Annotated in this window: 19 protein-coding genes; 9 read left to right on the plus strand and 10 right to left on the minus strand. The window is 67.9% G+C overall.

The annotated features are described in order from the left end of the window. Positions 1 to 30 precede the first annotated feature (30 nt). From EGM71_RS01905 to hglS, 5 genes are all read left to right on the plus strand, one after another. A complete protein-coding gene (locus EGM71_RS01905) occupies positions 31 to 402 on the plus strand; it encodes a hypothetical protein (RefSeq protein WP_188487408.1) in 372 nt (123 codons plus the stop codon). 232 nt (positions 403 to 634) lie between these two features. Further along, positions 635 to 1,045, plus strand: coding sequence for an EF-hand domain-containing protein (locus EGM71_RS01910; protein ID WP_188487409.1), 411 nt, complete (start codon positions 635 to 637; stop codon positions 1,043 to 1,045). Positions 1,046 to 1,140: 95 nt separating this feature from the next. Then, positions 1,141 to 1,893, plus strand: coding sequence for an HAD family hydrolase (locus EGM71_RS01915; RefSeq protein WP_188487411.1), 753 nt, complete (start codon positions 1,141 to 1,143; stop codon positions 1,891 to 1,893). Positions 1,894 to 1,924: 31 nt separating this feature from the next. Beyond that, a complete protein-coding gene (locus EGM71_RS01920) occupies positions 1,925 to 2,413 on the plus strand; it encodes a hypothetical protein (protein ID WP_188487413.1) in 489 nt (162 codons plus the stop codon). Positions 2,414 to 2,578: 165 nt separating this feature from the next. Continuing rightward, positions 2,579 to 3,943, plus strand: a complete 1,365-nt coding sequence (gene hglS / locus EGM71_RS01925) for a 2-oxoadipate dioxygenase/decarboxylase HglS (RefSeq protein WP_188487415.1) — start codon at positions 2,579 to 2,581, stop codon at positions 3,941 to 3,943. Between the two features lie 72 nt (positions 3,944 to 4,015). Here hglS and EGM71_RS01930 read toward each other — a convergent pair whose 3' ends face one another. Beyond that, the gene (locus EGM71_RS01930) at positions 4,016 to 5,530 is read right to left on the minus strand and encodes an acetyl-CoA hydrolase/transferase family protein (RefSeq protein WP_188487417.1); all 1,515 of its coding nucleotides are present in this window, start codon (positions 5,528 to 5,530) and stop codon (positions 4,016 to 4,018) included. A 364-nt stretch (positions 5,531 to 5,894) separates the two neighbouring features. Between EGM71_RS01930 and glnE the strand changes: the two genes are divergently transcribed. Further along, entirely contained in the window at positions 5,895 to 8,690 is a 2,796-nt protein-coding gene (gene glnE, locus EGM71_RS01935; RefSeq protein ID WP_188487419.1) for a bifunctional [glutamate--ammonia ligase]-adenylyl-L-tyrosine phosphorylase/[glutamate--ammonia-ligase] adenylyltransferase, read from the plus strand. Positions 8,691 to 8,858: 168 nt separating this feature from the next. Here glnE and EGM71_RS01940 read toward each other — a convergent pair whose 3' ends face one another. The 6 genes from EGM71_RS01940 to EGM71_RS01965 all read right to left on the minus strand — a co-directional run bounded on the left by EGM71_RS01940 (position 8,859) and on the right by EGM71_RS01965 (position 12,760). Further along, on the minus strand, positions 8,859 to 9,419 hold the full coding sequence (locus tag EGM71_RS01940; RefSeq protein WP_188487421.1) for a queuosine precursor transporter: 561 nt from the start codon (positions 9,417 to 9,419) through the stop codon (positions 8,859 to 8,861). A gap of 75 nt (positions 9,420 to 9,494) precedes the next feature. Then, positions 9,495 to 10,010: a hypothetical protein gene (locus tag EGM71_RS01945; protein WP_188487423.1), complete on the minus strand. Its 516-nt coding sequence runs from the start codon at positions 10,008 to 10,010 to the stop codon at positions 9,495 to 9,497. Between the two features lie 32 nt (positions 10,011 to 10,042). After that, complete coding sequence (locus EGM71_RS01950) at positions 10,043 to 10,546, minus strand: hypothetical protein (protein ID WP_188487425.1); 504 nt, start codon at positions 10,544 to 10,546, stop codon at positions 10,043 to 10,045. A gap of 19 nt (positions 10,547 to 10,565) precedes the next feature. Further along, a complete protein-coding gene (locus EGM71_RS01955; protein WP_188487427.1) occupies positions 10,566 to 11,417 on the minus strand; it encodes a DUF2145 domain-containing protein in 852 nt (283 codons plus the stop codon). Positions 11,418 to 11,465: 48 nt separating this feature from the next. After that, positions 11,466 to 11,696, minus strand: a complete 231-nt coding sequence (locus tag EGM71_RS01960; RefSeq protein ID WP_188487429.1) for a hypothetical protein — start codon at positions 11,694 to 11,696, stop codon at positions 11,466 to 11,468. Positions 11,697 to 11,800: 104 nt separating this feature from the next. Then, positions 11,801 to 12,760 (minus strand): mitochondrial fission ELM1 family protein, encoded by a 960-nt coding sequence (locus tag EGM71_RS01965; protein ID WP_188487431.1) that lies wholly within the window; start codon positions 12,758 to 12,760, stop codon positions 11,801 to 11,803. A 126-nt stretch (positions 12,761 to 12,886) separates the two neighbouring features. Here EGM71_RS01965 and EGM71_RS01970 point away from each other — a divergent pair, with 126 nt between their 5' ends. Together EGM71_RS01970 and EGM71_RS01975 are read left to right on the plus strand one after the other, a co-directional pair. Continuing rightward, positions 12,887 to 13,477, plus strand: a complete 591-nt coding sequence (locus EGM71_RS01970) for a malonic semialdehyde reductase (protein ID WP_049443517.1) — start codon at positions 12,887 to 12,889, stop codon at positions 13,475 to 13,477. Between the two features lie 75 nt (positions 13,478 to 13,552). Then, on the plus strand, positions 13,553 to 14,260 hold the full coding sequence (locus EGM71_RS01975; RefSeq protein WP_188487433.1) for a YceI family protein: 708 nt from the start codon (positions 13,553 to 13,555) through the stop codon (positions 14,258 to 14,260). A 510-nt stretch (positions 14,261 to 14,770) separates the two neighbouring features. Here EGM71_RS01975 and EGM71_RS01980 read toward each other — a convergent pair. Continuing rightward, entirely contained in the window at positions 14,771 to 15,172 is a 402-nt protein-coding gene (locus EGM71_RS01980) for a hypothetical protein (RefSeq protein WP_188487435.1), read from the minus strand. 209 nt (positions 15,173 to 15,381) lie between these two features. On the opposite strand from EGM71_RS01980, the gene EGM71_RS01985 reads away from it, so the two are divergent. Further along, positions 15,382 to 16,215, plus strand: a complete 834-nt coding sequence (locus EGM71_RS01985) for a hypothetical protein (RefSeq protein WP_188487437.1) — start codon at positions 15,382 to 15,384, stop codon at positions 16,213 to 16,215. 73 nt (positions 16,216 to 16,288) lie between these two features. On the opposite strand, the gene EGM71_RS01990 is transcribed toward EGM71_RS01985, so the two are convergent. Both EGM71_RS01990 and EGM71_RS01995 read right to left on the minus strand, forming a co-directional pair. Continuing rightward, positions 16,289 to 17,086: a siderophore-interacting protein gene (locus EGM71_RS01990; protein WP_188487439.1), complete on the minus strand. Its 798-nt coding sequence runs from the start codon at positions 17,084 to 17,086 to the stop codon at positions 16,289 to 16,291. A 60-nt stretch (positions 17,087 to 17,146) separates the two neighbouring features. Beyond that, positions 17,147 to 17,707: a PadR family transcriptional regulator gene (locus tag EGM71_RS01995; protein ID WP_188487441.1), complete on the minus strand. Its 561-nt coding sequence runs from the start codon at positions 17,705 to 17,707 to the stop codon at positions 17,147 to 17,149. Between the last annotated feature and the right edge of the window lie 45 nt (positions 17,708 to 17,752).

Here is a 17,752-nt window from a genome sequence, read left to right on the forward strand (position 1 = left end):
ACTGGCTGCCTTCTCATCCCAGCCCGCCCGATGAACCTTCCCCTGCACTTCGGCCTGCTCGGCACCCTGGAAGCCGGCGCCATCGCCCTGCTGGTCGGCCTGCTGGTGTACTTCCTGTGGTCGCGGGTGTGCCGGCTGCTGCACTGGACGGTGGGCCATGCGATCGGCTGGTCCTGCGTCATCTCGGTGGTGGCCTCCGCCGGCATCGATGCGTGGAAGCTGTTCTACATGGGCATCGTGCGGCTGGAGTCGCCGCTGTACGCGCGCCTGTTCCTGGCCACCATCCACGATCCGAACGAACTCGGTAGTCGCGTGGTGCTGGAAATCGCTGGCGCGCTCGCCGGTGTTGCCCTGGGATGGGTGTTGTTCAGTTCGCGGTCATTGGAAAAAACCGTCGACTGACGCAGGTTTTTCGTTGCCTGCCGGTTAAATGCAACGGCGCTGAATGCGCATCTTATGAGCCACTCACTTCACCCTAACCACCGCGCTAAAGCATGCGTGGCGGCCAGTGGTTAATCGTGTGTGTGCATGCCGGTCGCGGGGCAAAATCGATTCAGAAATGCGGTGGCAGGGTAGGTGCCGTGCGGAAACAACACGCCGCGCAACACCACCCAATTGGTAGGAGACACCCCTGATGACTATTCGCAACCGCAAGCCCCTGATCGCGCTGATCGTCGCCGCCGGCAGCGTGCTGGCCATCCCGGCGATGGCCCAGTCGGCCAAGCAGCAGGCCGCGCATGCGCAGAACGAAGCGGCGCATGCCCAGCAGGCTGCGGCCCAGGCGGGCCAGGCCGCTGACCAGGCGACGGATGCGGCCGCGGCGGCATCGGCGCAGGCCAACGGCGGTGGCCAGACCTGGGCCAGCATCGATACCGATGGCAACGGCACCATCAGCAAGTCCGAGGCGCAGGTGAACGCGGGCCTGGCCCAGGTGTTTGACCAGGCCGATACCAACAAGGACGGCGAGCTGAGCGCCGACGAGTACAAGGCCTACGTGGCCGCCCAGCAGGCCGGCGCGGGTGCCGGCGCGGCGCAGGGCCGCTGATCCACGCCTGATTCGGGAAGACCGGTGCATGGGGACCCGGGCGGCTGCGGCCGCCCGGGTTTTTCTCGTCATCGCCACCCCTGTATCCTTGGCCGATGAACACCTCCACGCCTGCGCCGTCGCGCGCCATCGGCCTGGTCGGTTTTGACGGTGACGATACGCTGTGGAAGAGCGAGGACTACTACCGCAAGGCCGAGCAGGATTACCTTGACCTGCTGTCGCGCTACGTCGACGTGCATGACACCCAGACCGCGCGCCATCTGCTGGAAGTGCAGCAGCGCAACCTGGCCGTGTTCGGCTACGGCGTGAAGGGCATGGTCCTGTCGATGATCGAAGCGGCCATCGACATCACCGGCCAGCGCATCGACGCCAAGGACATCCAGCGCATGCTGGACATCGGCCACGACACCCTGCGCCACCCGGTCGATCTGATCGACGGCGTGCGCGAATCGGTGGCGGCCATCGCCGAGCACTACCCGGTGGTGCTGATCACCAAGGGCGACCTGTTCCATCAGGAAGCCAAGATCAACGTGGCCAACCTGCGCGAACTGTTCCCGCGCATCGAGATCGTCTCCGAGAAGGATCCGGAAACCTATGCCCGCGTGCTGGCCGAATTCGACCTGCCGATGGAGCGCTTCGTGATGGTCGGCAACTCGCTGCGTTCGGATATCGAGCCGGTGGTCACCCTCGGCGGCTGGGGCGTGCATACGCCATACGCAGTGACCTGGGCACACGAGACCCAGCACGGCGTGGCCGACGACGAACCGCGCATGGTCACTGCCGATACCGCCCACGATTGGCCGGCCGCTCTGGCCGCGATCGAGGCCAAGGCCGCTGCGGCGGCCTGACAGGGCCCGGCGGCTGCGGCAGAATCGGGGCATGAACGTCCGACTGCGCGCGCTGTTGTTGTCCCTGCTGCTGGTGCCGGCCACCGTGCTGGCCCAGCAGACCGCCGAGCGTTCGGCGGACTACACGGTGGAAACCGGTGACAGCTGGGTCGATGCCCAGCTGCAGGACATCAACCACTACGCCGAGCGCTACCCCGACGCCTTCCTCGACGAGGTGTCGCGCTACGCCGACGTACCACGCGGGTATGTCAGTGCGCTGTTCACCACCCATGGCTGGCAGGCCGGGGACATCTATTTCGCCTGCTTCTGGGCCAGGGCCAGCGGCCAGACCTGCCGCGACAGCGTGCGCGCCTTCAGCCAGAACCCGGAGGGCGGCTGGGAAGCGGTGGTGAAGCGCATGCCCGCCACGCCGGAAAACCTGCACTACCGGGCGGTGCGCCACGCCATCGTGGCCAGCTACCAGCACTGGGACCGGCCGATCACCCTGGATGCCACCCTGAAGCGCCAGCTCAACCGGTAGTGCCGGCCGCTGGCCGGCAACTGCACCCTTCCAGGCATCCGGAGGTTGCCGGCCAGCGGCCGGCACGACCGGTTTCTTTCATGTTGCTCTGCATATCGCCGCCGCCGCGCGCTCCGGCGACAATACGGGTTCGAGCTGTTCCCCGTTCCCGTAATCGAGTGACTGATGAGCGCCTCTTTCGTTTCGCCTGATGTGATCCGCCGCCTGTTCGCGCAGGCCATGTCCCGCATGTACCGCACCGAAGTGCCGCTGTACGGCACGCTGGTGGAACTGGTGGAGCGGATCAACGCGCAGGTGCTTGCCCAGGACCCGGCGCTGGCCGCGCAGCTGCAGCGCAACGACGAGCGTGCGCGCCTGGATGAAGAGCGCCACGGCGCGATTCGCGTCGGCACCGTGCAGGAGCTGGCCACGCTGCGCCGCCTGTTCGCGGTGATGGGCATGTACCCGGTCGGCTACTACGACCTGTCGGTGGCCGGCGTGCCGGTGCACTCCACCGCGTTCCGCCCGCTGACCGGCGCCGCGCTGGCGCAGAACCCGTTCCGCGTGTTCACCTCGCTGCTGCGCCTGGAGCTGATCGAAGACGAAACCCTGCGTGCCGAGTCGGCAAAGATCCTGGCACGTCGCCGCATCTTCACCGACGGCGCGCTGGCGCTGATCGACCAGGCCGAGCGTGACGGTGGCCTGTCGCAGGCCGATGCCGAGCGCTTCGTCGAGGAAGCACTGGAAACCTTCCGCTGGCACGGCGATGCCACGGTCGACCTGCCGACCTACCACGCCCTGCACAACGCGCACCGCCTGGTGGCCGACGTGGTCAGTTTCCGTGGCCCGCACATCAACCACCTGACGCCGCGCACGCTGGATATCGACGCTGCGCAGGCGGCAATGATCGAGCACGGCATGGCGGCCAAGGCGGTGATTGAAGGCCCGCCGCGCCGTGCCTGCCCGATCCTGCTGCGCCAGACCAGCTTCAAGGCACTGGAAGAAGCCGTGCAGTTCCCGGACAGCGAGGGGGGCGATGCCGGCACCCATACCGCGCGCTTCGGCGAGATCGAACAACGCGGGCTTGCGCTCACCCCGAAGGGCCGCGCGCTGTACGACCAGCTGCTGTCGCAGGCACGCGATGCCGGTGGCGAAGGCAGCACCGGCGGCGACTACGGCCAGCGCCTGCAGGCGGTGTTCGCCAGCTTCCCGGATGACCATGACACGCTGCGCCAGGAAGGCCTGGGCTATTACCGCTACCAGCTGACCGACGCCGGCCGCGCCGCACCGGAGCGCGTGGCCGATCTGCCGGCCGAAGTGCTGGTGGCCGCGGGCCTGGCCACGGCCGACCCGATCGTCTACGAGGATTTCCTGCCGGTCAGTGCGGCGGGCATCTTCCAGTCGAACCTGGGTGGCGAAGAGCAGCGTGCCTATGCCGCGCATGCCAACCGCGAGGCCTTCGAACAGGCCTTGGGCGCGGCGGTGAATGACGAGTTCGAGATCTACGAGCGGCTGCAGGCTGAGTCGCTGGCGGCGCTGCGTACCGCGTGAAGGTAGAGCCGGCCGCTGGCCGGCTGTTCTGGGGAGCCGGCCAGCGGCCGGCTCTACCAAGGTTCGCGGGCCTCAGCCCTTCATCGTGCCGGTATCCAGCCAGCGCTGGTGCCACGACAACGCTTCCGGCAGCAGGTGCGGGGTGTGCTTGCCGTAGCTTTCGCGGCTGGCACGGTCGAAATAGTCCTGCAGCTGCGGGCGGAAATCCGGATGCGCGCAGTTGTCGATCAGCACCTGTGCGCGCTTGCGCGGGGTCAGGCCACGCAGGTCGGCCAGGCCCTGTTCGGTGACGATCACCGACACGTCGTGCTCGGTGTGGTCGACATGGCTGGCCATCGGCACGATCGCCGAGATGCTGCCGTTCTTCGCGGTGGACGGGCTCAGGAACGCCGACAGGAAACCGTTGCGGGCAAAGTCACCGGAACCGCCGATGCCGTTCATGATCCGCGTGCCCATCACATGCGTCGAATTGACGTTGCCGTAGATGTCCACCTCGATCATGCCATTCATGCCGATGCAGCCGAGGCGGCGCACCAGTTCCGGATGGTTGGAGATTTCCTGCGTGCGCATGATGATGCGCTCGCGGTAGAAATCGATGTTCTCCTTGAACGTCTCGTTGGCCTGCGGGCTCAGCGCGAAGCCGGTGCACGAGGCGTAGCTCAGCACGCCGTCGCGCAGCAGGTCGAGCATGCCGTCCTGAATCACTTCGGTGAACGCGGCCAGGTCGCGGAAACCGCTCTTGGCCAGACCGGCCAGCACGGCGTTGGGGATGTTGCCCACGCCCGACTGCAGCGGAAGCAGGTTCGGCGGCAGGCGGCCCTTTTTCACCTCGTGCTTGAGGAATTCGATCAGGTGCGAGGCGATCTGTTCGCTGGTCGCATCGATCGGGCTGAACGGGCTGTTGCGGTCCGGGCCGTTGGTACGCACCACGGCCACGATCTTGTCCGGGTCGCAGCGCAGCGCGGTGTCGCCGATGCGATCGTTGGCGTTCACCAGTGGAATCGGCTTGCGGTGCGGCGGCAGCGCGGTGCCGTAGTAGATGTCATGCATGCCGTCGACGCCGGCCGGCTGCCACTCGTTGACCTCGACGATCACCTTCTTGGCCAGGTCCAGCCAGGTCTTGTTGTTGCCGACCGAGGTGGAAGGCACCAGCGAGCCATCTTCGCGGATGGCCGAGACCTCGATCACCGCGGTGTCGATCTCGCCATAGAAGCCGAACCACACGTGCTGGGCAACGTGGCTGAGGTGGATGTCGATGTAATCCAGCTTGCCCTCGTTGATGCGGTTGCGCGCATCCGGGTCGCTCTGGAACGGCATGCGCATGGCGATGCCATCGGCCTTGGCCAGCGCGCCATCGAGTTCCGGGGCAGTGGACGCGCCGGTCATCAGGCTGATCTGGAAGGGCTGGCCCTGGGCATGCACCGCTTCGATGCGGCGCGCCAGTTCCACGGGAACGGCCTTGGGATACCCGGAGCCGGTAAAGCCGCTCATGGCCACGGTTTCACCGGGCTGGATCAGCGCGGCTGCGGCCTCTGCGGAGACCACGCGGTCACGGAGACGCGCGTTGGCGATGCGATCAACAGACATGACGACACGTGTTGCTGGGGGAATCCCGATTATCGGCCATCCCCCGCCGTACGGGGGGTTCTACCTTCGTGGAATGGCTTTTCCCCCGAGGGGGCACCCATACCCGCCGGTTTTGTTTTGCAGTGCAGCGTGCAAAGTGCTTTCGCAGCCCGCACGATGGACCTGCATCCCGACGTGGGGGAGGGAGCAGAGCCCGCTGGCAGTTCGCTGCAAGCGGGCTTTTTTATTGCCTGTCGTCCAGTATGAATACGCGACATCCATTATCGGTAGTGCCGGCCGCTGGCCGGCAACCCCAGCAACCTTCGGCAGGATCATCGGATTTGCCGGCCAGCGGCCGGCACTGCCGGGTCGATACAATCCGTGCATGACCCTCGCCACCGCTGACCTGCCCGCCACCCTGCAGCCCCTTGTCGACCGCGCCCTGGTGCGTCTGGCCCAGGTCCTGCCCGAGCCCATCCCGGCCGAGCTGCTGCCGCTGTTGACCCGGCTGGCGGTGGCCAGCGACTTCGCGCTGGACACCCTGGTGCGGCAACCGGCGCTGCTGGCGCAGCTGGCCGCGCCCGGCTGCCCGCCGATCCCGGCGCCGGTGCTCGATCCGCTGCAGCCCAGCGACTGGCCGGCGCAGATCCGGCGCTGGCGTACCGCCATGTCGACGCGGCTGATCTGGCGCGATCTGGCCGGGCTGGACGATGTGGCGCAGACCCTGGCCGGCGCCACCACGCTGGCCGAGGATTGCCTGCGGTTGGCGCTGGACGCCCTGCAGCAGGAATTCGCACAGCGGCACGGCGTGGTCCGTGATGGCGAAGGCGTGCCCCAGCAGCTGGTGGTATTCGGCCTGGGCAAGCTCGGCGGTGGCGAGCTCAACTTCAGTTCCGATGTGGACCTGGTCTACGCCTATCCGCACGGCGGCGAATCCGACGGGCCGCGCCCGTTGGCGGCGGAAGAATATTTCGCCCGCCTCGGCCAGCGCCTGGCCAAGCTGCTGGACGAAACCACGGTCGATGGCTTCAGCCACCGCGTCGACCTGCGCCTGCGCCCGTTCGGCAGCGCCGGTCGCGTCGCGCTGTCGTTCGCGGCGATGGACCAGTACTTCCAGCGCGAAGGCCGCGACTGGGAACGCTACGCCTGGCTGAAGGCGCGCGCGGTCGCCGGCGATATCGAGGCCGGTGAAGCGTGGCTGCAGACGCTGCGCCCGTTCGTGTATCGCCGCTACCTGGATTTCACCGCGCTCGACGGCCTGCGCGAGATGAAGGCGGCGATCACCGCCGAAGTCGCGCGCCGCGAACTGCATGAGGACATCAAGCGCGGCGCCGGCGGCATCCGCGAGATCGAGTTCCTGTGCCAGGCGCTGCAGCTGATCCGCGGTGGCCGTGAGCCCGCGCTGCGCGAGCGCCGCCTGCTGGTGGCGCTGGAGGCACTGGTGGAGGCCGGGCAGATCGCGCCCGAGGATGGCCGCGCGCTGCGCGAGGCCTACCTGTTCCTGCGCCGGTTGGAGAACCGCCTGCAGATGCTGCGCGATGCACAGACCCACGTGCTGCCCGGCGACATGCTGGACCGCGAGCGCATCGCCGTCGGCCTCGGCTACCCGGACTGGGACGTGCTGCGCGCGGCACTGGCCGTGCAGCAGCAGCGGGTCAGTACGGAGTTCGCCGCACTGCTGGCGCCGCGCAAGGGCCAGGCCGCGCCCGATGCACTGGCCAACTATTGGCGCAGCCTGCCCGAAGGCAGCAATGCACCACTGCTGGCCGAAGCCGGTTTCCTCGATGCCAATGGCGCCGACCAGTCGCTGCGCGATTTCGCCCAGGGCACTGGCGTGAAGTCGTTGTCCGATGCCGCGCGTGCGCGGCTGGATCGCGTACTGCCCGCGTTGCTGCATGCGGCCACGCGCTCGCCACAGCCCGATGCCGCGCTCAAGCGCGTGCTTGGCCTGCTGCAGGCGGTGCTGCGCCGGACCAGTTATCTCGCGCTGCTGGACGAACAACCGAGTGCGTTGGCGCGACTGGTCGATGTGCTGGCGCGCAGCGCGCTGCTGGCCGAGCGCCTGGCCGCGTACCCGCTGCTGCTGGACGAACTGCTGGACGTGCGCGTGTCCGGGCCGATGCCCGATGCCGCCGGCATGCTGGCCGAGTGCCAGCAGGTGCTGGCGGTGGAAGATCCCGAATCCGCACTGCGCTGGCTCAATGAAACGCGACTGGCACTCAGCTTCCGCATGGCGATGGCCACGCTGGATGGCCGCCAGGGCGCGGTGGACAGCACGCGGCAACTGGCCGAGCTGGCGCAGGCGGTGGTGGTCACCGTGCTGGCGATGGCCGAGGCGGACATGCGCGCCGCGCACGGCGAGATCCCTGGCGGGCGCTTCGCGATCATCGGCTATGGCAGCCTCGGTGGGCTTGAACTGGGCTTCGGTTCCGACCTGGACCTGGTGTTCCTGCACGACAACCCGGCCGGCGTGGATGCCAGTGATGGCGCGCGTCCGCTGGAGCCGGGGCGCTGGTATGCGCGGCTGGCGCAGAAGGTGATGGCGCTGCTTGGTGCGGTCACCGCTGCCGGGCGCCTGTACGACATCGACGTGCGCCTGCGCCCGGATGGCGGCAAGGGTTCGCTGGTGTCTTCGCTGGCCAGTTACACCGAATACCAGCGCGAACGCGCGTGGACCTGGGAACACCAGGCGCTGGTGCGCGCGCGTGGCGTGGCCGGCGATGCCAGCCTGCTGGCCGACTTCGAGCAGGTGCGTGCGCAGACGCTGGGCCGCGAACGTGATGCCGGTGTGCTGTATGCCGATGTGCTGAAGATGCGCGGCCGCATGCGCACCGAACTGGATCGCAGCGATGCCGCGCGGCTGGACCTGAAGCAGGGTGCTGGCGGCGTGGTGGATCTGGAGTTCCTGCTGCAGACCGGCGTGCTCGCGCGCAGTGCGCAGCACGTGGCGTTGCTGCAGCCGCGCGATACGCCATCGTTGATCGATGCGTTGGCGGTTGCTGGTTTCCTGCCGGAAGACACCGCACAGGCGTTGCATGGAGCGCATGCCACGTTGCTGGAGGTGGGCCTGGCCTGCACGCTGGACCGGCGCCCGCGACTGGCCCCGACCACGCCCGCGATTGAAGAGGCATGTGCGGCGATTACGGCGGCGTGCAGAGCGGCAGCGTTGCCGTTTGCCTGAGTGGGTGCACCCACCAGAGCTATGGCCTGGCGGTGGCCTGCCGGATCAATGAGCTGGCCGTTGGCCTGCTGTTGGTAGGTGCCAACCTTGGTTGGCACAACCCATCAGCGTTCATGACCCCGACAACAGCGTGCCAACCAAGGTTGGCACCTACCAGGGCGATGGCGGTCAGCTGGCCGCGCGCAGCGGCGCCATCTTCCACAGCAGCGCGCGGAACGGGGCCAGCAGGCAGACGCCGATCGCCAGCTTCACCGCCAGGTCACCGGCCGCCCAGCTCACCCACGGCAGGGTGGAACCGGCAAACGCGATCGACCAGAAAATGGTGGTATCCACCGTCGCACTGCAGGTGGTGGCCACCATCGGTGCGCGCCACCAGTTGCCACGGCGCAGGCGGTCGAACACGGTGATGTCCAGCAGCTGGGCCACGATGAAGGCCGAACACGAGGCAATGGCGATGCGCGGCGTGGCCACCCAGATCGACAACAACACTGCCACCAGGAAACCGATCCACGCCACGCGGCGCGCCGGGCCCGGGCCGAAGCGGCGGTTGATCAGGTTGCTGACCAGGAACGCGACCGGATAGCTGAAGGCACCCCAGGTCAGCCAATCGTTGATCGGGTACTGCACCAGTACGTTGGACAGCAGCACCACCGCGCCCATCGCCAGCACCGCCAGCACCAGGGCGCGCGGGGTCAGCGGGGCAAATACAGGGGCAGGACGCACGGACATGGCGAGCCAGGGGGACAAAGGGGATCGCCCATTATCCGCCCGGCCCGCGGCAAAGCCAAAACCGGTCGTTCAGCTTTACAGCGCTTCGCTCATCACGTCGCCAGCGGCGTAGGCGGTCGGCACATAGGCCAGCGCCTGGCCCTGTGCGCTCTTCACGGTCCAGCCAGCACCGGCGTCCGTCGGGTCGAAGCGCACCTGCTGGCCAACCACGAAGCCAGCGATCGCGTCATCGCCTGCAGCCGCCGGCCATTGCAGCGTTGCGGTCTGGTCGGCCTTGCCGGGCACCTGCAGGTGCACCTGGCGATCACCGGCTGGCGTGGTGGCGACCTGCTTCACCTCCATCGGCGGCAGCGGAACCGCCGGCGTGCGTGCGGCAACCTTGCCGTTGCGTTCGCTGGCCTTGAACGGGGCCTTGGACAGTTCGGCCAATCCCATCGACGTGGCCAACGGAATCGACAGCACGATCAGCGACGTGACCAGCACGCTGGTCTGGCCGCTGTTCAACTGCGGCGCGGCGCCGGCATGGACGGTGGGCACCAGCAGCGCCGAGAGCAGCAGGGCAGAAGCGGGAACGCGCAGGCAACGGAACATAGAGACCTCCTGGTCAGGGTGGGGACGGCGGCTCAGCGCCGGTTATCGAAGATGTCGCGCGGGCCGGTGGCTTCGGGCAGGTATTCCAGTGGGCGGCCCTGGTTGTCCTTCAGCTGCCAGCCCTGGTCGGCGCCGGTCGGTTCAAAGTTCACGGTCTGGCCCACGGTGAACTGCACGGCGGGATCGCCGATGCCGCGCGGGTACTGCATCGATGCGGTGTTCTGCGGGTCATTGGCATCGCGCAGCAGCACCTCGCGGCGGCCATCGACGGTGGTGGCGATACCGCTCACCTCCATCTGCGGCAGCTTGATCTGCTGCGGTCGGGCCAGCGGCTGGCCCGCCTCGGCGGCATCCTGGGCTTCCTTCGCCGCCGCTGCGCGGGCCGAGGCCACCATCTGCGTGGACATCTCCAGGCTCGGCCCCTGAGGGCCCGGGTTATGGATGATCACGATGCGGCGTTCGGCGTGTGCGGCCGTCGACCAGGCCAGGCCGGCGACGATCACCATCGACATCAGGGAAACAGGCAGGGCGCGCATGTCGTTCTCCTTGCAGGATTCAGGGCGTGGCGGCAGTGGCACCGGCCACCGGCACATGGGGGATCACCAGTTCCTGCTGCAGTTGGCTGCGCTGGTGCAGGAAGTCGAATACCGATTCCACCGTCACCACCGAATAGTTGCCGGAGATGCGCTCGCCGGCCGGATGGTCGGTGGTGGTGGCGTTGGCCACGAACAGGCGCGCACCCACGCGCTTGCCGAGGCCGATATGCAGCACGCTGGGCTGGTACTTCTGCTGGCGCAGCCACTGCTGCGCCTGTTCGCGCTTGACGATGGCTGGCGCGCCTTCGGCCTGTGCCATCGCCGCGGCCAGCACTTCCAGCACCCACTGGTTGGAGTTCTGGTAGTCGGTGGCGAATGGGTAGGCGACCACGTTGTACTTGGTCTCGTGCAGCGCCTTGGGCTGGATCGACGGCGACACCAGCATCGCGCGCAGCGCCGCACGCAACGGTGCCGACGGCACACCGATGCGCAGGTCAGTATGGCCACCGCTCTCGCCGACGAAGTTGCCCAGGCCTTCGTGGTACAGCTGCGAGCTGTCGGTCTTGCAGCGGTTGAGCAGGTGCATCGCGCGCCAGCGGCCGTCGTCCTCGCGCAGCAGGAACGCCAAGTGGCTGTGGCGCAGGCCATAGCGGCTCAGGTCCTGGCCACCGCGCGCGGCCACCACCACGTCCACATCGGGCAGCGCGTCCAGGCGTTCGGCGGTGGTCCAGGCCACGTCCAGCATCGCCGCCTGCGACGCCACGCTCGGGTAGCGCTCGCGGCACTCGGTGCTGTTGGCCCATGCCGGTGCGATCGCCAGCAGGCTGGCGATCAGTAGCGCGGCGCGGGGCAGGCGGGAAAAACGATCCATGTCGATACCTTCAACGGCGGGCAGGCCCGCGCGCCGATCATACGCTGCTCAGCGCAGCGGGCGATCTACGCCCTTGCGCTGGAGTTCCTTGTCGCAGGCGTCGCTGATCGGCGCGATCGGCAGCGGCGGGCGCTCGCCCGTCTTCGGATCGCGCAGCGCCGGCTGATCGCGGTACGCATCCAGCTGCTGCTGGCATTGATAGGAGATCGGGTCCAGCTCGGTGGGCGCGGTGGAACACGCGGCGAGCAGGGCCAGGGGCAGCAGGAGCAGGGTACGCATGGGGGCGTTCGGTCCGATGGGGGAAGCTGGACTCTAACCCCGCAGCCGGATCGAAATGTTCAGAAAACGCTGGGCGGTCGGGACGTGCCGGCCAGCGGCCGGCACTACCGCAATGCCAGCCGCGCTTTCACTTCCGCCGCGATCCGCGCGGTTTCGCGCAGTGGCTCGATGCGGTCGTACTGCCAGTCCAGCCAGTGCGCCTGCAATCGCCCGCGCTCGCGCAACTGCTGCTGGAAGCGCGCCAACCGGCCCTGCGCGGTGTCGGCCAGCGCCACCATCACCGGCATGCGCGTGGCGCAGGCCTCAGAGAGCAGGTTCACCGAATCGGGCGAGACCACCACGCGGTTGGCCCAGCCGAGCAGGCCGCCATAGGGATTGGTGCCGTCGCCACCATCGCCCCAGATCACGTGCGGCAGGTCGGCGAATTTCGCGCGCAGGATCTCGGCCAAGGCCGGCGGCGTGCGTCGCGAGGTGGTCGCCAGCAGGCTGCCGCCTTCGCTGCGGATCTGGTCGGCCAGCGCCTGGAACACGCCGACCATCGCCGTCTCATCCCACGGCGCCAGCGGCGTCGGGCCGCCCACCAGCAACGCGGTGCGCGGACCGGGCAGGGTACTGAAGCCGGCGAACGCGGCGCGGCCCCAGGCCAGCCAGTCATCGTCCACCGGGTTGAGGCTGCCGAGCAGGGTCAGCACGTTGCTGCCGCGCAGGGCGTCATGTTCGGGCACCACCACCACATCCCAGTGACGCGCGCCGATGCGCGGGTCGAGGATCTGCACCACTTGGCTGCCACGTGCGCGCAGCACGCGCAGGGCGCCAGCGGCCTGTCGGCCACAACCGATCGCCAGCGCCGGGGCTTCGTTGGCCAGTGTCGCGAAAGCCTCGCCGTACCCGTTCACATCGCCGGGCAGGCGGCGCGGCGACAGCCAGCGCCAGGGCGCGCGGGGCTGCAGGACCAGCGGCTGATGGGTGCCCTGGCGCAGCGCCGAGGCCAGCGCGACCGCCTGGCGGACATTGCCCGCGCGGCCGTCGGTGACCGTCCAGGGCGCGCTCGATCGTTTCACCATTGGCATTAATTCGTTTCAGCCCTGCTGGGTGTTGCAACAGTCGCGACACTCTACACTGCGGCTCGTCGATTCGCCCCGCGCCGCCCGCGGGCACTGACTTCCTTTCGCCGCCCTGGAGATCCACCGATGTCCCACGCGCTCGACGCTGCTGCTCTCGATCAGCTGTTCCGTACTGCCCGTACCCAGAACGCCTTCCTCGACAAGCCGGTCCCGGCCAGCCTGCTGCAGGAACTGTACGACCTGGTGAAGTGGGGCCCGACCGCGGCCAACACCACGCCGGCCCGCTTCGTCTTCGTCACCTCGAAGGAAGCCAAGGACAAGCTGGCCCCGGCCCTGTCCGAAGGCAACCTGGCCAAGACCATGGCCGCCCCGGTCACCGCCATCATCGGCTTCGACCTGGACTTCCACGAAAAGCTGCCGTACCTGTTCCCGCACACCGATGCCAAGGCCTGGTTCGACGGCCCGCAGGAAGGCCGCCACGAAGCCGCCATCCGCAACGGCAGCCTGCAGGGTGCCTACCTGATCCTGGCCGCGCGCGCGCTGGGCCTGGATGCCGGCCCGATGTCCGGCTTCGATGCCGCCAAGGTGGATGAAGCCTTCTTCGCTGGCACCTCCATCAAGTCGAATTTCCTGGTCAACCTGGGTTACGGTGACCCGGCGGGCCTGTTCCCGCGTCTGCCGCGCCTGTCGTTCGACGAAGCGGCGCGCATCGCGTAAGTCGCTGTATCGATTCCGGGCCGCCCCCTTGGCGGTCCCTGCTGTACCCACCCTACGATCCGGAGAGTTCCTGAGATGAGCGCCACCCGTAAACTGCTGCTGCCGCTGGCCCTGACCCTGGCCATCGCCGCCTGCTCCAAGCCGGCCGACACCGCTGCCCCGGCTGCCGATGCCGCCGCCCCGGCCACCACCGAGCAGGCCGCCACCCCGGCTGCTGATGCCGCCGCTGCTGCGCCGGCTGCCGAAGCGATCAAGATCGCCTCGGGCACCTACAAGCTGGACCCGAGCCACACCGACGTGCTGGCGCAGTGGAGCCACTTCGGCTTCTCCAACCCGAGCGCGCACTTTGGCAACGTCGAAGGCACCCTGGTGTACAACGCCGAAGACGTGACCAAGTCCACCGTGGAAGTGAAGCTGCCGCTGAGCGGCCTGAACAGCTTCACCGCCAAGTTCGACGAGCACCTGAAGAGCGCCGACTTCTTCGACGCTGCCAAGTTCGCCGATGCCACCTTCAAGAGCACCAAGGTGGACGCCGCTGGCACCAACAAGCTGACCGTCACCGGTGACCTGACCATCAAGGGCATCACCAAGCCGGTCACCCTGGACGTCACCGTCAACGGCGGCGGCGAGCACCCGATGGCCAAGGTTCCGGCCGCTGGCTTCGATGCCACCACCACCCTGAAGCGCAGCGATTTCGGCGTCGGCGCCTACGCCCCGAACGTCAGCGATGAAGTGAAGATCCGCATCACCACCGAAGCCACCGGCGAAAAGCCGGCTGATTGATGCACCCCGCTCACTCGTCGTGAGAAGGCAGAAGGCCCGCTGAAAAGCGGGCCTTCTTTTTGGGTTCTGGGGAACACGCGTTGGTAGGTGCCAACCTTGGTTGGCGCACGAGCACTCCGCAGGCCAACCAAGGTTGGCCACTACCGGTTCGTGCAGGGCCGGAACGCTTTGGTAGGTGCCAACCTTGGTTGGCACACGGGCGCTCTGCGGGCCAACCAAGGTTGGCCACTACCGGTTCGTGCAGGGCCGGAGAGTTCTTTGGTAGGTGCCAACCTTGGTTGGCACACGGGCGCTCTGCGGGCCAACCAAGGTTGGCCGCTACCGGTTCGTGCAGGGCCGGAACGCGTTGGTAGATGCCAACCTTGGTTGGCGCACGAGCACTCTGCGGGCCAACCAAGGTTGGCCGCTACCGGTTTGTGCAGGGCCGGAGAGTTCTTTGGTAGGTGCCAACCTTGGTTGGCACACGGGCGCTCCGCAGGCCAACCAAGGTTGGCCACTACCGGTTCGCGCTCAGCGCAGCGCGCCCAGCCACGCCACGCACGCTTCGCTCGGGCTCTGCTTGGCCTTCACCGCCAGCCCGCTTACGCGCACGAAAGTCTGCGCGGCCTGTGCCACCACCTGGCGTGCGATCAGCGCCGCCTGCTTGGTCGCGGCCTGCTGCTTGCGCAGCTGCACGATGTTGATTGAAGGCCGGCCCACCGGCGCGTACTTCTGGTCGCGGCGCAGCACGTCGGCCACCTGCGCCACTTCGAATTCGGCCTGCAGGTAGCGGTGCTGTGCCTCCACCAGCTCACGCAGCGGTACGCGCAGGGCAGCGGTGTCGGCGAAGGCGGCCAATGCCACGTCGCAGGCGGCGTCATCGGCGAAGCGGGTACGCAGCGCGTCCACGCTGGCCAGGGTCAGTTTGGCCATGTGGGCCTCGTTGCTGCAGGAAAGGAGCGCGATTGTCGCATTGCTTGCCGGGTCGTGCCGGCCGCTGGCCGGCAATTGCATGGGAGTGTGCGGACCAACGGTCCGCACCCACCAGTCGATGGTGGTCCGCACCCACCGGAGGCGGAGAGCAGCCGAGCATGGGCTCGGCTCTACAATGGCCCGCTGTACCACCCACGGAAGGAAGATCCATGCAGGACGCGCAGTACTGGTTGAACGAATTCTGGACGGGCCTCAGCGTGCTCGATCTGCTGGGCGGCAGCCTGCTCGGTACGCTGCTTGGCCTGGTGCTGGGCATCCTCGGCTGGCGCTGGCTGCACCGCCGTGGTTGGTTGCAGCGGCGCAAGCGCTGGCATCACTGGCTGCTGGCCAGCTACGTGGTGCTGCTGCCACTGGCCACCGCCTTCTTCGGCCTGCAGCTGGGCTTTACTGCCGGTGCGCACCGCGCGCTGTTCAAGCAGCTCGATCATTTCCAGCCGCACCTGCAGACCCTGGTGGAAGGCTGGAGCGAAGGATTCACCGACTCGCTGGACGACCCGCGCATGCGCGAGGCATTGCGCAGCCAGGGCACGGTGGGTGATGTCGCCGACACCATTGCCTCGGCCTACCTCAGCGAACATCCGCTGCCCGGCCTGGATCGTCTTGGCGATGGCCCGCTGGCACGCGGCACCGGCTGGGTGATCGGCAAGGTGCGCGAAGGCCTGCTGCGCGGCATGGTGGAAGACACGCTGGTGGACAAGGCCGGCACGATTGGCCTGGAGCCCAAGGTGGTGCGCGAGGCGCTGACCATGCACGTCGATGAGCTGCTGCACACCCGTGGCGTGCTGCGGCTGGTGAAGGCGCAGATCAACGGCATGATGCCCGGCGTGTACTTCGGGCTGCTGCTGCCGCTGCTGGTCATCGCGCTGCTGGTCGCGCTGGAGATCTGGGCCGCGCAGCGGTTCGGGTGGACGCGGCAGGTGGCATCCAACGCGGTAGTGCCGGCCGCTGGCCGGCAGCTGCAGGTTCCTGCCGAGGGTTCATGAGGTTGCCGGCCAGCGGCCGGCACTTCCCATTGGAGGGCGTGCGGACCAACGGTCCGCACCTACCGTCTTTTGCTCAATCGCCGTCGGTTTCGTCCGGGTGGGCCTTCCAGTAGCCGGTCGAGCGGATCCAGTCGCGCGGCACGCCCAGGTGGCCTTCGATGAACTTGCGCATCATCCGCGCGCGGCGCGATTCGGTGGCAATCCAGTAGAAGACATCGCCGTCCGGCGCTTCGAAGTCGGTCAGCATGTCTTCCAGCAGCGTGCTGCTGGCCGCCGGGAAGCCGTTGCGCTCCAGCCAGTGGATGCGCACGTTCTCGTACTGCGGCAGGTCCTGGCGCTCGGCCTCATCGCTCACTTCGATGAAGGCCTGCACCTCGGCACCGTCCGGCAGCACGTCCAGCCAGCGGGCGATGGCTGGCAGCGCGGTTTCATCGCCGATCAGCACATAGGCATCAAAGCTGTCGGCCACCACGAACGAGCCGCGCGGGCCGCCGATCACCAGCACGTCGCCCGGCTGGGCCTGCTCGGCCCACGGCCCGGCAATACCCTGGTCGTGCAGCACGAAGTCGATGGCCACCTCGCCGGTTTCATGGTCCCACCAGCGCGGGGTGTAGTCGCGGGCCGGCGAGGGCTCCTTGCCGGCCGGATAGCTGCGGCCTTCGGCGGTCAGCACCGGCAGCACCATCTCGCCGCTGGCGTTGGGGAAGAACAGCTTGATGTGGTCGTCGGCGCCGGGCGAATCGAAACCGGCCAGATCGTCGCCGCCCAGCACCACGCGGCGCATGTGCGGGGTGACGTCTTCGGTGCGCAGCACGGTCAGTTCACGGAAGCGCACATCCAGGCGCAGGCGCGTGTTGTTGTGTTCGGTCATGGGGATACCTGCAAAGGTGTCGCGCGGGGGCGCGCGGCATGGGGGAGGACCTGGCTGGATTCAGTCTGGCTGGGTCGTTGAAAACGGTGGGCTCTCGCTACCGGCGGTACCGTTGAGCAGGGCCGAGGCCCGCGTCAGCAGCGCCGCCACTTCTTCCGCCTCGCCCTCGGCCCAGCGGCCGTGGTGATGCACCAGCGCCCGCTTGAACTCGCGCAGGGCCGTGGCCAGCGGCGGCGGCAGCGAGGCCTTGGTGATCTCGCGGGCACGATCAAAGGCACGCCGCTGCGCCAGGCGCACCTGGGTGCGCTGCACCTTCAGCTCGAACTCGCCGGCGGCAGTGATGCGGAAGATCCGCTTGCCGTCCACTTCCTCGGCCTCGATCCAGCCGGCCTGCTCGAAGCTGGCCAGCAGCGGGTACATGGTGCCGGCGCTGGGCGTGTAGGCCTGCATGAACTGGTTGCTGATCAGCTGCATCAGCTCGTAGCCATGGCGCGGCTGCTCGCCGATCAGGGCCAGCACCAGCAGGCGCAGGTCGCCGCGGCTGAGTACGCGCGGCTGGCCGTTGCGGCGGGGCACCGCCGGATCGGTGGAACGAGCTCTGGGAGAAGCGGTACGGCTCATTTCGATATATCGGTAAACGAGTGTGCAAACGATATATCGATATAT

The sequence above is a fragment of the Stenotrophomonas maltophilia genome, from assembly GCF_006970445.1.
GTDB classification, from domain to species: domain Bacteria; phylum Pseudomonadota; class Gammaproteobacteria; order Xanthomonadales; family Xanthomonadaceae; genus Stenotrophomonas; species Stenotrophomonas maltophilia_AU.